Origin of the sequence: Microlunatus kandeliicorticis (genome assembly GCF_014137855.1) — a bacterium.
Lineage (GTDB): Bacteria > Actinomycetota > Actinomycetes > Propionibacteriales > Propionibacteriaceae > Microlunatus > Microlunatus kandeliicorticis.
This window is the reverse complement of sequence record NZ_JACGWT010000004.1, coordinates 297,988-313,223: the sequence shown is the minus strand read 5'-3', so window position 1 is coordinate 313,223 and position 15,236 is coordinate 297,988. Positions and strand designations below refer to the sequence as shown.

The 15,236-nt window shown below is 73.3% G+C and carries 13 protein-coding genes; 8 read left to right on the top strand and 5 right to left on the bottom strand.

Going from position 1 to position 15,236, the window contains the following annotated elements; genetic code table 11:
* Window position 1: 1 nt before the first annotated feature.
* Window positions 2-208 carry a hypothetical protein gene (locus FHX74_RS13685; protein ID WP_182560726.1) on the bottom strand — a complete coding sequence of 69 codons (207 nt, stop codon included), beginning with the start codon at window positions 206-208 and terminating at the stop codon, window positions 2-4.
* A gap of 133 nt (window positions 209-341) precedes the next feature.
* Here FHX74_RS13685 and FHX74_RS13680 point away from each other — a divergent pair, with 133 nt between their 5' ends.
* On the top strand, window positions 342-1,067 hold the full coding sequence (locus tag FHX74_RS13680) for a hypothetical protein (RefSeq protein WP_182560725.1): 726 nt from the start codon (window positions 342-344) through the stop codon (window positions 1,065-1,067).
* Between the two features lie 47 nt (window positions 1,068-1,114).
* Here the strand turns inward: FHX74_RS13680 and FHX74_RS13675 are convergent, their stop codons facing one another.
* On the bottom strand, window positions 1,115-1,699 hold the full coding sequence (locus FHX74_RS13675; RefSeq protein ID WP_182560724.1) for a DinB family protein: 585 nt from the start codon (window positions 1,697-1,699) through the stop codon (window positions 1,115-1,117).
* 98 nt (window positions 1,700-1,797) lie between these two features.
* On the opposite strand from FHX74_RS13675, the gene FHX74_RS13670 reads away from it, so the two are divergent.
* From FHX74_RS13670 to FHX74_RS13650, 5 genes are all read left to right on the top strand, one after another.
* Window positions 1,798-2,616 (top strand): class I SAM-dependent methyltransferase, encoded by an 819-nt coding sequence (locus FHX74_RS13670; RefSeq protein WP_182560723.1) that lies wholly within the window; start codon window positions 1,798-1,800, stop codon window positions 2,614-2,616.
* Window positions 2,613-3,143, top strand: coding sequence for a GNAT family N-acetyltransferase (locus FHX74_RS13665; protein WP_182560722.1), 531 nt, complete (start codon window positions 2,613-2,615; stop codon window positions 3,141-3,143). The genes FHX74_RS13670 and FHX74_RS13665 overlap by 4 nt, the downstream gene beginning before the upstream one ends.
* Window positions 3,144-3,174: 31 nt before the next feature.
* The gene (locus tag FHX74_RS13660; protein ID WP_328823821.1) at window positions 3,175-4,797 is read left to right on the top strand and encodes a DNA polymerase Y family protein; all 1,623 of its coding nucleotides are present in this window, start codon (window positions 3,175-3,177) and stop codon (window positions 4,795-4,797) included.
* A 75-nt stretch (window positions 4,798-4,872) separates the two neighbouring features.
* Window positions 4,873-8,559, top strand: coding sequence for an error-prone DNA polymerase (locus FHX74_RS13655; protein ID WP_182560721.1), 3,687 nt, complete (start codon window positions 4,873-4,875; stop codon window positions 8,557-8,559).
* A gap of 78 nt (window positions 8,560-8,637) precedes the next feature.
* Window positions 8,638-9,219, top strand: coding sequence for a TetR/AcrR family transcriptional regulator (locus FHX74_RS13650; RefSeq protein WP_220483922.1), 582 nt, complete (start codon window positions 8,638-8,640; stop codon window positions 9,217-9,219).
* Window positions 9,220-9,294: 75 nt separating this feature from the next.
* On the opposite strand, the gene FHX74_RS13645 is transcribed toward FHX74_RS13650, so the two are convergent.
* Complete coding sequence (locus FHX74_RS13645) at window positions 9,295-10,158, bottom strand: NAD(P)-dependent oxidoreductase (protein WP_182560719.1); 864 nt, start codon at window positions 10,156-10,158, stop codon at window positions 9,295-9,297.
* A 130-nt stretch (window positions 10,159-10,288) separates the two neighbouring features.
* On the opposite strand from FHX74_RS13645, the gene FHX74_RS13640 reads away from it, so the two are divergent.
* Window positions 10,289-11,218, top strand: a complete 930-nt coding sequence (locus tag FHX74_RS13640; protein WP_182560718.1) for a glycoside hydrolase family protein — start codon at window positions 10,289-10,291, stop codon at window positions 11,216-11,218.
* Between the two features lie 46 nt (window positions 11,219-11,264).
* On the opposite strand, the gene FHX74_RS13635 is transcribed toward FHX74_RS13640, so the two are convergent.
* Window positions 11,265-12,233: a sulfotransferase family protein gene (locus FHX74_RS13635; protein WP_182560717.1), complete on the bottom strand. Its 969-nt coding sequence runs from the start codon at window positions 12,231-12,233 to the stop codon at window positions 11,265-11,267.
* A gap of 187 nt (window positions 12,234-12,420) precedes the next feature.
* Between FHX74_RS13635 and aspS the strand changes: the two genes are divergently transcribed.
* Window positions 12,421-14,235: an aspartate--tRNA ligase gene (gene aspS / locus FHX74_RS13630; RefSeq protein ID WP_182560716.1), complete on the top strand. Its 1,815-nt coding sequence runs from the start codon at window positions 12,421-12,423 to the stop codon at window positions 14,233-14,235.
* 92 nt (window positions 14,236-14,327) lie between these two features.
* Here the strand turns inward: aspS and FHX74_RS13625 are convergent, their stop codons facing one another.
* On the bottom strand, window positions 14,328-15,179 hold the full coding sequence (locus FHX74_RS13625) for a class II glutamine amidotransferase (protein ID WP_182560715.1): 852 nt from the start codon (window positions 15,177-15,179) through the stop codon (window positions 14,328-14,330).
* Window positions 15,180-15,236 lie beyond the last annotated feature (57 nt).

Here is a 15,236-nt window from a genome sequence, read left to right as displayed (position 1 = left end):
GCTAGTTCACGGGCCGGCCCGCGGGGTCCGGACCTGTCCCGGGGCCGGTGCCGTCTCCGGACGGCGCGTCCCGTGGTGCGGGCGACGGCCGCGCCGGGATCCGGCCACCGAGGGTGCACAGCAGCACCAGCACCGTGGTGGGGACGGTCAGGAGGCCGGCGACCCCGAGGTGCAGGGTCCGGAGACCGGAGCACAGGGTGGCGGCCACCGACGTCTCCTCGGCGGACGGTGCGCGCCCGACGACCTCGAAGCCAGGCGACCGGAGGTTCTCCAGCCGTCGGTCGCGGTCATCCTCGGGCCGGAGACTTGTCCTGATCGAACTTCCGTTCGATTATGGAGGGGTGAGTGTTCCGGCCGTCTCGCCCGCGGTGCCCGCCCCGGCGCGTCGTCCCTCGCGGCGTCTGGGGGCGGAGACCGACGCGACCATCCGCGAGCTGCAGGAGCGGGTGCACCGGATGCAGGGCACCGCGGTCACCCACCCGCTGGAGACCCTGCCGGTGCTCCGGCCGCTGGTGCAGCTGCAGACCGGGTGCAGCTATGCCGTCGACTCCCCGCTGCTGGCGATGGCGCTGATGGCCGGCCCGTCGGGGGCCGGGGCCTGGTGCGGGGTGGTCGGCGTCCCCGAGTTCGGGGTCGAGGCGGCCGCGTCGCTGGGGGTGCAGATCGACCGGACGGTGCTGGTGCCCGAGCCGGGGGAGAACTGGCTGACCGTGGCCGCGGCGATGGTCGACGTGCTGACCGTGGTGGTGGTGCGGCCGCCACAGGGACGCGACGGCCGGATCGGCCCGCACCAGGCGGCCCGGCTCGACTCCCGGCTGCGGCAGCGGGAGGCGGCGTTGATCGTGCTGGGCGACTGGCCGCGCAGCGACGCCCGGCTGCGGGTGCTGCGGACCAGCTGGACCGGGATCGGTCAGGGCTACGGGCACCTGGACGCGCGCCGGGTGACCGTCGCCTCGCGCCGGGTCGGCGCGCCGGGTGCGGAGGCCGACCTGTGGCTCCCGGACGCCGACGGGGTGGTCCGGGTGGCCGCCGAGACGCGGGCGCCGGTGCTCCGGGTGGCCCGCTGAACGCGGGGCTGTCGGGACCGTCGGACTGTCGTCGGGGGCTGTCGGGGCTACTGCCCGACCCGGCCGTCGATCCGCTCGCGCAACAGGTCGGCGTGACCGCAGTGCCGGGCGTACTCCTCGATCAGGTGGACCAGGATGTCGCGCAGCTCCGGCGGAACGGGCTGCCCCCGGACCGCCCGGGTGCCGAGGTCGGCGGTGGAGGCGATCATCGTGTCGGTGACCGCCATCTCGGCCTCCCAGTCGGCGAAGGCGCGACCCACCACCTCCGGGTCGCCGACCGCGCCGTCGAAGTCGGCGTCGCGGTCCTCGGGTGTGCCGTGGAGCGGGGGGACGTCCTGACCGAGCACGTAGCGGCGGGTCCAGCTGCGCTCCACCTCGGCCAGGTGCCGGACCAGGCCGAGCAGCGACATCGTCGACGGCGGCACCGACCGGCGCGCCAGCTGCTCGGCGTCGAGCCCGGCGCACTTCATCCGCAGCGTGTGCCGGTAGGCGTCGAGATAGGACAGCAGGACCTCGCGCTCGCCCTCCGGGACCTGCCCGGTCTCGCGCGGGTCCTCGTCCGGGTCGACCCACATGTCGTCGTGGACGGTGCCACGGTGCCAGCGCTCGGGGACCTCCTCGGTGCTGCTCATCGCCCCAGCATCGCGAATCGTCCGCGCGTCGGCCACCGGAAAAGCGCGTCATCCAAAACCGGATCGACGGCGGACCACCCACCCGGCAGGCTCGAGCCGTGACCGATTCGGCCTTGCACGACTACTACGACCGCGGCTTGGAACGTGACCGGCTCTCCGGTGCCACCGGATCGCTCGAGCTTGCGCGCACCCAGGAGATCCTTTCTCGGGCCCTTCCGCCCGTGCCCGCGACCGTGGCCGACATAGGCGGCGGACCAGGGCGCTACGCCTTCTGGCTCGCCGGCCTCGGATACCGGGTCGAGCACCGTGACCTCATGGAGTTGCACGTCGCGCAGGTGCGGGAGCGCGGTCATGCACACGTCACTTCCGCAATTGGTGACGCCCGCGATCTCGACCTCGGCGACGGGGTGGTCGACGCCGTGCTCCTGCTCGGCCCGCTGTACCACCTCGCCGATCGGGCCGACCGGGTGCAGGCGCTCGCCGAAGCCGCTCGAGTGGTCCGTCCCGGCGGAATTGTCTTCGCCGCGGCGATCTCTCGGTGGGCGCCACGGTTGGCGGGACTGCTGGTCGAGCGTCTGGCGGAGCAGGTTCCGTCGGCCGTCGGCGTGGTCGAGGAAGCGGAGCGGTCCGGACACCTCGGCCCGGTCACGGACCGGGGCTTCAACGCCTACGTCCATCGGCCCGCGGCCCTCGCCGAGGAGATCGCTGCGGCGGGGTTGGTGCTGGACGATCTCGTCGGGGTCGAGGGCATTCCGCTACCGCCTGAGGACATCCTCCGGCGGCGAGCTGACCCGGAGGCGTGGAAGGTGTTGCTCGACTCGGCTCGGGTCGTGGAGCGAGTACCGGAGCTGCTCGGATTGAGCCCGCACCTGGTGGCCACGGCGCACCGGGCCGATGGTGCCGAAGAGCGCGGATGACTGCGCTGATCCGACTCGCCCGACCGGAGGACGCCGACGCGGTGTTCGCGCTGGCCGTCGAGCTCGCCACCACCGCGGTGCCCGAGCGGACGGCGTTCGACCGGTCCTGGCGCACCGTGCTCGGTGATCCCGAGCAGCTCCTGCTGGTCGCCGAGGTCGCCGGGTCCGACCATGAAGTGCCGGTCGAGGGTCAGGTCGAGGGTCAGGCTGAGGGTCAGGCTGAGGTGGAGCCTCAACCCGGTGACGGGTCGGCCCGGGTGGTCGGCTACCTGCACGGGATGCTGCACCCGGCGTTCCACGCGAACGGGCCGATCGGCTGGGTGGAGGAGGTCTGTGTCACCGGGGCGCGGCGTGGCGGCGGCATCGGGCGGGCGCTGATGGCCCGGTTCGAGACGCTCGCCGGCTCGCGGGACGTCGCCTACGTGGCCGTCGCCACCCGCCGGGCCGACGCCTTCTACCGTGCCCTCGGGTACGAGGAGTCGGCGCGCTACTTCCGCAAACTCACAGGTGTTCGAATCCGCTCTTGACTGAGACGAACACCTGTTCGATTATGAACAGGTGTCCGTCGAACAGCTCACCCGCCCGGTGCCGTCGCCCGTGTCGTCGCGCGTCTCGGGGGCGGACGCCGACCGCTCGACCGGATCGCGGGTGCTGGCGGTCTGGTGCCCGGACTGGCCGGTGGTGGCCGCGATGGCCGAGGAGAACCTGCCGCGGCACGCCGCCGTCGCGGTCCTCGACAAGGGCGAGGTGTTCGCCTGTTCAGCGACCGCCCGCGACGAGGGGGTCCGCCGCGGGATGCGCCGGCGCGACGCTGCCTCGCGCTGTCCCGACCTGCTGCTGATCGACCGGAACCCCGACACCGACGCCCGGGCGTTCGAGGCGGTGCTGGCGGCGGTCGAGGAGGTGAGCCCGGGCGTCGAGCCGCTGCGCCCCGGGCTCTGTGCGCTGCGGGTGCCGAGCCGGTTCTACGGCGGCGAGGCCGAGGCGGCCGCGGTGATCGCCGAGCGGCTGGTCGCCGAGGAGATCTGGGACTGCCGGTTCGGGGTGGCTGACAGCCTCTTCGCCGCCGAGCAGGCGGCGCGCGCCGCCGAGCCGCAGGACTGCGTCGTCGTCGCCCCCGGTGGGTCGGCCGGCTACCTGGCCGGGCTCGCGGTCGCGGTGCTCGGCGAGGCCGCCCCCGACCCGCGCGAGGGGCAGCAGCTGGTCAGTCTGCTCAAGCGGATGGGGATCCGGACGCTGGGCGACTACGCCGGGCTGCCGGTCGGGGACATCGCCACCCGGTTCGGTCGGTTCGGCGTCTGGGCGCACCGGGCGGCCACCGGGCAGGAGGGCCGCACCGCCGTCGGACGCCGACCGCCGCCCGAGCTGGTCCAGCAGATCGACTTCGCCCCCGGCCTGGAGACCATCGAGCCGATCGCCTTCAGCAGCCGGCAGACCGCCGAGCGGTTCGTCGGTGACCTGGCCCGGCTCGGACGGGTGTGCAGCGCGGTGCGGATCGAGGTGGCGACCGAGAGCGGGTGGCACGGCCACCGGGTCTGGTCCCACCCGCGCTGGTTCACCGCGGTCGACCTGATCGACCGGCTCCGCTGGCAGCTCCAGGCCGAACCGGCACCCGACCCGGTCGCGGTGATCCGCTTCCTGCCCGAGGTCGTCGAGTCCCTCGGCGCGGTCGGCGACGGTCTGTGGGGCAGCGCGCCCGACGAGCAGATCGAGCGCGGTATGGCCCGGGTGCAGAGCATCGTCGGCTTCGACGGGGTGCTGTCCCCGCGCGAGCAGGGCGGTCGGCAGCCCGCCGAGCGCCAGCAGCTGACCCCATGGGGTGAGGACCAGCCCCGGGTCCGCCCCGGGACCCTGCCCTGGCCGGGCAGCCTGCCCGACCCGGCGCCCACCCGGGTCTACCTGACTCCGCAGCAGGCCCAGGTGCTGACCGGCAACGGGTTGCCGGTCACGCTCACCGAGCGCGGCGCGGTCAGCGGTGTCCCGACCAGCTTCCGGCCGACCCCGGAGACCGAGCTGATCACCGTCGAGGCCTGGGCCGGGCCGTGGCCGATCGACGAGCTCTGGTGGGACGCCCAGCGGGCGCGCAAGATCGCCCGTTTCCAGCTGGTCGGGGTGGACGGCAGCGCCTGGCTGCTGGTGGTCGAGCGCGGTCAGTGGTGGACCGAGGCCCGCTATGACTGAGTGCCGCCCGTGCCCTGGTTCGCCCGCTCCGTGCCCTGAGCCTGTCGAAGGGCACCCGATCCGAGGCGGTCGCTGATGGGCTGGGAGAACCCGGAGATGCCGTGGTCGGAGCTGGAGCGCCGGCTCTCGGGACGCCCCCGACCCCGAAAGGAGGAACCGGAGCAGAAGACCGCTCCGGGCACCCCGTCCAAGCCGACGGTCACGCCGTACGGCTACGCCACCCGGCACCAGAAGGAACGACCGCGTCCCTGGGAGCCGTGGAACTACGACGGCGACGGCTCACCCGGCTGGGAACGGCACCCGCCCTACGAGGCGCACCCCGACGCCCGGACGCCGCAGGGGCCGGTGGTGCCCTACGCCGAGTTGCACGCGCACTCCGACTTCAGCTTCCTCGACGGCGCCGGCGACCCGGAGGCGCTGATCGAGGAGGCGGTCCGGCTGGGCCTGCACGCGCTGGCGCTGACCGACCACGACGGCTTCTACGGGGTGTCCCGGTTCGCCGAGGCGGCCCGGCAGTACCCGATCCGCACCGTGTTCGGGGCCGAGCTGTCGCTCGGACTCCGCACCCCGCAGAACGGGGTCGCCGACCCCGAGGGCAGCCACCTGCTGGTGCTGGCCGCCGGGGTGGCCGGCTACCACCGGCTGGCCGGGGCGATCACCGAGGCCCAGCTCCGCGGCGACGAGAAGGGCCGGCCGGTCTACCACCTCGAGGAGCTGGCCGAGCAGGCCCACGGCGACTGGATGATCCTCACCGGCTGCCGCAAGGGGGCGGTCCGGCAGGCGCTCGCCGGGTCGGGTGGGCGTCCCGACCCGGACGCCGCCGGCCGCGAGCTCGACCGGCTGACCGCGCTGTTCGGTCGCGACCACGTCACCGTCGAGCTGACCGACCACCGGCTGCCCACCGACACCGTCCGCAACGACGCGCTGGCCGCGCTGGCCGCCGAGCGCGGGCTGCCGGTGCTGGCCACCAACAACGTCCACTACCCACGTCCGGACGACTACCGGCTGGCCAGCGCGATGGCCGCGGTCCGGGCCCGGCGCAGCCTGACCGAGATGGACGGCTGGCTGCCGCCGCCCACCGCGTTCCTGCGGTCCGGGGCCGAGATGGCCGCCGCGTTCGCGCGCTATCCGGGCGCGGTGGCCTACTCGGTGACGCTGGCCGAGCAGCTGGCCTTCGACCTCAAGGCGGCCAGCCCGCGGCTCCCCAAGCAGGAGGTCCCCGAGGGGCACACGCCGATCAGCTGGCTGCGCGAGCTGACCCGGGAGGGCGCCGACCGGCTCTATCCGCACCAGCGCGAGAAGGCGCAGGTCCGGCTCGACAAGGAGCTGGCGGTGATCGAGGCCAAGGACTTCCCGGGTTACTTCCTGATCGTCTACGAGATGGTCCGGTACGCCAAGGAGAAGGGGATCCTTTGCCAGGGCCGGGGATCGGCGGCCAACTCGGTGGTCTGCTACACCCTCGGGATCACCGCGGTCGACCCGATCCTCTACGACCTGCCGTTCGAGCGGTTCCTGGCCTCGACCCGCGACGAGGAGCCGGACATCGACGTCGACTTCGACTCCGAGCGGCGCGAGGAGGTGATCCAGGAGGTCTACCGGCGGTACGGACGGCGCAACGCCGCCCAGGTGGCCAACGTGATCGCCTACCGGCCGAAGTCGGCGGTCCGCGACATGGCCAAGGCGCTCGGCTACTCGACCGGTCAGCAGGACGCCTGGAGCAAGCAGATCGACAGCTGGACCGGGATCAGCGACGACGACCACGACATCCCTGCCGAGGTGGTCGAGCTGGCCAACCAGCTGCTCAAGGCGCCCCGGCACCTGGGCATCCACTCCGGCGGGATGGTGCTGACCGAGCAGCCGGTCGGCGAGGTGTGCCCGATCGAGCGCGGCCGGATGGACGACCGCACCGTGCTCCAGTGGGACAAGGACAGCTGCGCCTGGATGGGGCTGGTCAAGTTCGACATGCTCGGTCTGGGGATCCTCAACGCGATCCAGCAGGTGTTCGACCTGGTCGGGCAGTGGCTGGGGGAGACCTGGAAGCTCGAGACCCTGCCCAAGGAGGAGCCGGCGGTCTACGACATGGTCTGCCGGGCCGACTCGGTCGGGCTCTTCCAGGTCGAGAGCCGGGCCCAGATCGGCACCCTGCCACGGCTGCAGCCGCGCCGGTTCTACGACCTGGTGATCGAGGTCGCGCTGATCCGGCCCGGCCCGATCCAGGGCGGTGCGGTGCACCCCTTCATCCGGCGGAGCACCGGGAAGGAGCCGGTGACCTATCCGCACCCGGCGCTCGAACCGGTGCTCGAACGGACCAAGGGCGTCCCGCTGTTCCAGGAGCAGCTGATGCAGATCGCCATGACCGTCGGGGGCTGCACCGGCGACGAGGCGGACCTGCTCCGCCGGGCGATGGGTTCCAAGCGCGGCGTGGAGAAGATCGAGATGCTCCGCCGGACGCTGTTCACCGGGATGGCCGAGCACGGGATCACCGGCGACCTGGCCGAGGAGATCTACGACAAGATCGTCGCCTTCGCGAACTTCGGCTTCGCCGAGAGCCACGCCTGCAGCTTCGCGCTGCTGGTCTATGCCTCGGCCTGGCTCAAACTGCACTACCCGGCCGCCTATCTGGCCGGGCTGCTCCGGGCCCAACCGATGGGCTTCTACTCCCCGCAGTCGCTGGTCACCGACGCCCGCCGGCACGGCGTGATGATCCGGCGTCCGGACATCCTGCGGTCCGGGGCCAACGCCGGTCTCGAACCCCTCGACGAGACGTGCCCTGAGCCTGTCGAAGGGCCGAAGAGGACGTGCCCTGAGCCTGTCGAAGGGCCGAGAAGGACGTGCCCTGAGCCTGTCGAAGGGCCGAAAAGGACGCGCTCTGAGCCTGTCGAAGGGCCGACCAGCAGCACCGAGCCCGTCGTCCGGGCCCCCCGCACCGCACCGCTCACCCCGACCGGGCTGGACTCGTGCCTGCAGCGCGACCAACCGCCGGTGGGCCGGTTCGACCGCGACGTCCCCGACCCGACGCCGACCCACCGCCGCGACGGCGCGTGCGCGGTCCGGATGGGTCTGGACTCGGTCCAGGGCATCGGGCTGGAGGTGGCGAAGAAGATCGTCGCCGAACGCGAGCGGGCGCCGTTCACCTCGATCACCGATCTGGTCCGGCGTACCGGGCTCAGCGTCAAGCAGACCGAGGCGCTGGCCACCGCGGGCGCGTTCGACGGCTTCGGGATCAGCCGCCGGCAAGCGTTGTGGAGCGCCGGCTACACCGACAGTCCCGACCAGCTCGAGGGCACCGCGATCGACGCCCCGGCGCCGGAGCTGCCCGGGATGACGGCCATCGAGACCACGCTGGCCGACCTGTGGGCCACCTCGGTCTCGCCCGACGAGCACCCGATGGCCCACCTGCGCACGGTCCTCGACCGGCACCAGGTCGTCCGGGTGGGGGAGCTCGGTCCGCGGCACGACACCTGCCGGGTCCGGGTCGCCGGTCTGGTCACCCACCGCCAACGGCCCGGGACGGCGGGTGGGGTGACCTTCCTCAACCTCGAGGACGAGACCGGGATGCTCAACGTGGTCTGTTCGGCGGCGTTGTGGTCGCGCTACCGACGGGTGGCGCGCAACTCGGCGGGCATGATCATCCGCGGGGTGATCGAACACAAGGAGGGCGTCACCAACCTGGTCGCCGACCGGCTCGACAGGCTCAGCGGCGTCTATCCCGAGGTGGCCTCGATGCTGCCGGCCCGCCACGCCTCGCGGGACTTCCGGTGATCATCGATCCCCTCCACGACCCGGTGATCACGCGTCATGACACTTGTCTTGACGCCGGCGGCGCGCTGGGATGGTCCGGTGACCGACCCGACCCGCCCGCCCCGTGACCGCATGGTCTACGCCGCCGCCCAGCTGGTCCGCGAGCAGGGAGTGGCGGCGACCGGGGTCCGTGACGTCGTGGACCGTGCGCAGGCCCCGAGGGGTTCGTTCCAGCACTACTTCCCCGGCGGCAAGACCCAGCTGGTCGACGAGGCGCTCGACCTGGCCGCCGGGTTCGCCGCCGACTGGGTGACGGCATATCGCGCCGGCACCCGGTCCCCGACCCCGGCGGGCCTCTTCGCGCACCTGGCCGGCTACTGGCGGCACGACCTCGAGAGCCGGGACTTCGGACGGGGCTGCCCGATCGTGGCGACCGTCGCCGAGACCGGCGCGGTGGACCCCGCGGTGACGGCTGCCGCTCGTCGCGGGCTGGACCGCTGGCAGCAGGCCGTCGTCGACGAGCTGCGGAGCCAGGGACTGACGGCCGCACGGTCCCGCCGGTTGGCCGTGCTGATGCTCAGCACGCTCGAGGGTGCGATCGTGCTCAGCCGGGCGCAGCGGTCGACGCGGCCGCTGACCACGGTCGTCGGCGCGCTCGGCCCGCTCCTCGACGCCGGCTGACGTCGCTCACCGAGCGCGGAGCGCGTCGCTCACCGAGCGCGGTGTGCGTCGCTCACCGAGCGCGGTGTGCGTGGCTCACCGAGCGCGGAGCGCCTCGATCACGGCGATCATGTCCTCGCCTCCACGGCCGAGACCGACGGCCTCGGCGAACAGCTCCCGGCTCGCGGCGGCCAGCGGCAGCCGGACGCCGACCGCTTCGGCTGCGGCGACGATCAACTCGGCGTTCCGGTGCACGTCGGCCACCGCCGCCTGCGGCGCGAGGTCGTCGGCGAGCAGCTTGGCGAGCTTGCCGCGAGAGACGACCGAGGCCATCGGCCCGGCGTCGAGCACCGCCGCCACCGTGGCCAGGTCCAGCCCGGACGCCTCGGCCAGCCGCACCGACTCCGCGAGCCCGGTGACCATGGTGATCAGGAACGTGTTGACGGCCAGCTTGGTGCTCAACGCCTGCGGGACCGCGCCGCACTCGACCACCGTGGCGGCGATCGGACCCAGCAGGGGACGGACCAGCCGCACCGCCTCGGGCTCGCCGGCCAGCATCGCGACCAGCTCGCCGCGCTCGGCGGGACCGCGCGACCCGGACACCGGCGCCTCCACGTAGCGCCCGCCGGACCGGGCGACCGCGGCCGCCAGCCCCGCGGAGTACGCCGGGGAGACCGTGCCGCACTGCACCAGCACCCGCCCGGCCACCGGCACCGTCACCCGTCCGTTGCGATGGCCGAGCACCTGGTCGCAGGCCGAGGCGTCGGCCAGCATCACGAGGGTGACGTCCGCGCGTTGCACCACCTCGGCCGCGTCGGCGGCGATCTCGGCGCCGAGGGCCGCGAGCCGTTCGGCGGCGGCCGCACTGCGGTTCCACACCAGCACTGACCGGCCGGCACGGACGAGGTTGGTGGCCATCGGCTCGCCCATCAGGCCCAACCCGAGGAATCCCAGCAGCACCGCCGCCTCCTGCTATGACGTCCGTCATGAACAGGCGCGATCCTTCCATGACGATCGTCATGATCGCCTCGCCGTGGGTGGCGTTCCCACATCCCGGTCGATCGCCGTGCGGCCTCGTAGGCTCGGGCCCGTGCCCACGACCGATCTCCGGGAACTGCCACGTCTCGAAGACGCCACGGTGGTGGTGCCGGCACCCGGAGACGGTCCCGGGAACTGGTCCGGGGCAGCCAGTGCGGTGCTCGAGGACGGCACCTACTGGCTGGCCTACCGCAGCCGGCGCCCGCTGACCGAGGGGCGTGGAGTCAGCACCGTGGTGGCCCGTTCCGACGACGGTGTCCACTTCGTGACCGTCGCCGAGGTGCGCCGCGAAGCGTTCGGGGCGGCCTCGTTCGAGCGTCCGGTCCTGCTCCGCCGACCGGACGGAGGATGGCGGCTGTACCTCAGCTGCGCCACGCCGGACTCCAAGCACTGGTGGATTGAGGCGCTCGACGCCGTGACCCCCGAGCAGGTCCCCGCGGGCACCCGCACGGTCGTGCTGCCCGGCAGTGAGCGGGTCGCGGTCAAGGACCCGGTGATCACGGTCCGCGACGCCGGTCGTGCCGCCGCCGACGGCGAGCCGGACGAGCCGTGGGAGCTCTGGCTGTGCTGCCACCCGCTCGACGTGGTGGGTGCGGAGGACCGGATGACCACCCGGCGACTGGTGAGCGCCGACGGGCTGACCTGGCACGACCGCGGCGAGGTGCTGAGTGGGACCGCCGGCCGCTGGGACGCCCGCGGGGCCCGGGTGACCGCCGTCGTCGAGCGAAACCCGCTGACCGTGCTCTACGACGGTCGCCCCGACGCCGCCTCGAACTGGCACGAGACCACCGGTCTGGCCCGGTGGGACGGGCTGCGGCTGCAGCCGGTGGGCGAGCAGGACGTCCTGCGGTCCCCGTACGGCGACGGCGCGTTCCGCTACGTCTGCCTGGTCAACGAGCCCGACGGCTCGCGCCGGTTCTACTTCGAGGCCGCCCGCCCCGACGGCGCCCACGACCTCTACACCGCGCTGGTCGCCCGCTGAACTGCTCGAGGGTGAGGCTCCGGTGGGCTGAGGTCCGCGGATGGGATCAGGGCACCGCGCTGCGCTGCCGGAACGAGCCGCGACCGGTGGTCGCTCGCCAGTCGGAGAAGTCCTCCCCGAGCAGGTCCTCGAGGAGGTCGATGTCGTCGAGCACGCCGGCGAGCAGCTCGCGACGCTGGTCGGGGTCGAGCGCGGGGCGGTGATCGGGACCACCGAGCCGACGGGCGGCCAGCAGTGGGCGAGACGCCTGGCGCCAGACCTGGGGCGGAGCGAACCGGCCCAGACCGGCGCCGAGGCGGAGCGCCCGACCGGTGGCCCGGGCCCAGGGGCCACCGGCGACGAAGCCGCGCGCGTTGTCCGCCGGCACCGCCGACACCGCACGCTGATCGATGCCCAGGAAGCCGGCCACCCGGTCCAGCGTCCGGGCCGGGTCGGAGACGAGCTCGCGGTACCGGAACACCAGCACCCGCTCCCGGTCGACCCGGTCGAACAGGTCGGCCAGCTGCTCGCCGTACCGACCCATCCGTCGGTAGTGCCAGAACGGCGCCCACCCACGGGCGATCCGGCTCTCCTCGGCCAGGCAGGCGCGGACGACGTCCGCCTCGGGCTCGAGGCCGTCCACCCACAGGTGCATCCAGTTCGAGTAGGCGCGGTCGACCGGGTCGCGGACCACCACGATCAGCCTGGCGTCGGGCAGCTCCTCGGCGATCCGGCGCCGCGCGTCGGCGGAGTAGAGGTAGAAGGGCGTGCTCTCGAGCCGGACCTGGCCGGGCGCAGCCCCGCGGAACAACGCCTCGTAGTCGTCGCGCCGCCAGACCCATTCCTGCTGGCTGTGGGCGTCCCCGGGTCCGCGGTAGGCCGGTGGCGGTGCCTCGCCGCAGAGGTAGAACTTCGGTTCCTTGACCGGGCTGGCCCACACCCCGGGGTGCCGGGCCAGAGCCGCGTGCAGCGCGGTGGTCCCGGCCTTCGGCGCACCGATGATCACCGCGTCGGGGCCGCTTTCCCGAGTGCTCATGTCGGAATAGTAGAGATGTGCTGGGGATCCGTGGCGGACGTCCGTCCGGCGGACCGGGCGCGCAGTGGCCCGAAACCGTGCGGTGCCGCGACGCCCGGCCTCGTAGGATCGATGACCGGCCCGCCCTGGCGCGGCCGACGCGAGCGCACCGGCGACCGATCCGGTGCCGACCCGAGGAAGGACAGTTGTGATTCGCAGCCACGAGGCCGGAACCCTGCGTGCCGAGCACGCCGGGACCACAGTGACGTTGGCGGGCTGGGTGGCCCGCCGGCGCGATCACGGCGGCGTGGCCTTCCTGGATCTGCGGGACGCCTCGGGCATCGCCCAGGTGGTGGTGCGGGACGAGATCCTCGCCGCCTCCGGTGCGCACGAGCTGCGCAACGAGTACTGCATCGCGGTCACCGGTGAGGTCGAGGTGCGGCCCGAGGGCAACGCCAACCCCGACCTGCCGACCGGCGAGATCGAGGTCGCCGCACGCGAGCTGACCGTGCTCAACGCGGCCGCGCCGCTGCCGTTCCAGATCGACGAGCGGGTGGGCGTCGGTGAGGAGACCCGGCTCAGGTACCGCTACCTCGACCTCCGCCGGCCGGCGCCGGCCAAGGCGCTCCGGCTTCGCAGCGCGGTCAACCGGGTGGCCCGCGAGACCCTGGCGGGCCACGACTTCGTCGAGATCGAGACCCCGACGATGACCCGGTCGACCCCTGAGGGTGCGCGCGACTTCCTGGTGCCGGCCCGGCTGCGTCCGGGGTCCTGGTACGCGCTGCCGCAGAGCCCGCAGCTGTTCAAGCAGCTGCTGATGGTCGCCGGGATGGAGCGGTACTACCAGATCGCGCGCTGCTACCGCGACGAGGACTTCCGCGCCGACCGGCAGCCCGAGTTCACCCAGCTCGACATCGAGATGAGCTTCGTCGACCAGGACGACGTCATCGCGCTGAGCGAGGAGCTGATCGCCAACCTCTGGCGGCTGATCGGGGTCGAGGTGAGCACCCCGATCCCGCGGATCACCTACCGCGAGGCGATGGACCGCTACGGCAGCGACAAGCCCGACCTGCGCTTCGGGCTCGAGATCACCGAGCTGACCGGCTACTTCGCCGACACCCCGTTCCGGGTCTTCCAGGCGCCGTACGTCGGCGCCGTGGTGATGCCCGGCGGGGCCGACCAGCCGCGCCGCACCCTCGACGGCTGGCAGGAGTTCGCCAAGCAGCGCGGGCACCGCGGACTGGCCTACGTGCTCGTCCAGCCCGACGGCGAGCTCGGCGGCCCGGTGGCCAAGAACCTGTCCGAGACCGAGCGTGCCGGGCTGGTCGAGGCTGTCGGCGCGCAGCCGGGAGACTGCGTCTTCTTCGCCGCCGGTGCCCGGTCGGCCGCGCAGTCGCTGCTCGGCGCGACCCGGCTGGAGATCGGCCGCCGGGCCGGGCTGCTCGACGAGAGCGCCTGGAGCTTCGTCTGGGTGGTCGACGCGCCGCTGTTCGAGCCGGCCAGCGAGGCGGTGGCCGCCGGTGACGTGGCGGTCGGGTCCGGCGCCTGGACCGCGGTGCACCACGCGTTCACCTCGCCCAAGCCGGAGAGCCTGGAGACCTTCGACACCGATCCCGGCTCGGCGCTGGCCTACGCCTACGACATCGTCTGCAACGGCAACGAGATCGGCGGCGGGTCGATCCGTATCCACCAGCGCGACGTCCAGGAGCGGGTGTTCGCGGTGATGGGGCTGAGCAAGGAGTCCGCGCAGGAGAAGTTCGGATTCCTGCTCGACGCCTTCGCATTCGGCGCCCCGCCGCACGGCGGGATCGCCTTCGGCTGGGACCGGGTCTGCGCGCTGCTGGCCGGCAGCGAGTCGATCCGCGACGTGATCGCCTTCCCGAAGTCCGGTGGCGGCGTCGACCCGCTGACCAACGCCCCGGCACCCATCACTGCCCAGCAGCGCAAGGAAGCCGGGGTGGACGCCAAGCCCGAGGCGGCCAAGCAGTCCGGCGCGGACGAGGCGGCCGCAGCCACCGCCTGAGAGTCGGCATCACGCCGGTGACTTCGCCGCGTTGCCGCGGCCGAAGTCACCGGCGTCCTGCGTCTCGGGCAGATCATCATCCGCCGCTGGGCTCAGCTGTGCTGCGAAGCCGCCGCGCGCGCTCCCAGGTCCGCCGGACGCAGCGGGTGCACCGGCGCCGCGAACGGCCGGCTGACCGAGCACCGCAGGTCGGGCCCGACCCGGAGGAGCTCGCCGTCGCCGAGCAGCCGCCAGCCGGGGTCGTCGTCCATCCGCTCCGTGGCCACCACCACCGCCGGCCGTCCGGCCAGCGCCGGCGCGTGCGCACTGATCCGCACGCTCCGCACCTGGAGTTCGTCGGCCGCCGGCACGGGCCGCTCGAGCACCCACAGCTCGTGGGTGTCCGGATACCGCAGCGCCCACAGCTCGTCCGGTGTGGCCAGCACCAGGTTGAGCGCGTAGACGGGGAGCTCCGCGCCGACCCAGGCGACCGCGGCCTGCAGACCGGCGCCGAGGTCGCCTCCGTGGCGGCGGGTCTCGGCCGTCACCAGCGCGAACACCCGCTCGCTGTCGGTCTGGCCCCGCACCAGGTCGGCGGCCTCCAGCTCGGCCAGCCGCGCGTCGAGCCGGTCCAGCCCGCCGACCACCCCGTTGTGCGCGAACAGCCGTCCGTCGAGCGCGAACGGGTGGGTGTTCTCCCGGGTGAGCGCACCCGTGCTGGCGTACCGGACGTGCGCGACGAAGGTCCGCCCGGTCAGGGTGCAGGCCGACCGGGCGAAACTGGTGTCGTGCCAGGCGGCGATCGGCTCCTTGGCCACCAGCGGCCGTCCGTCCGGGTCGAAGCAGCCGATCCCGGTGCCGTCCGGATTGCGCCGGCTCTGCGCGGCCAGGCTGTCCGGCGCGTCGAGCAGCCAGAACGTCGCCGTGGTGGGGCTCCCGGCGTGCAGACCGAACAGACGGCACATGCCGCCATCCTCGCCGGTCGGCGGTGGCCAGCTGAGAGCGACCTCAGCGGGCTCGCG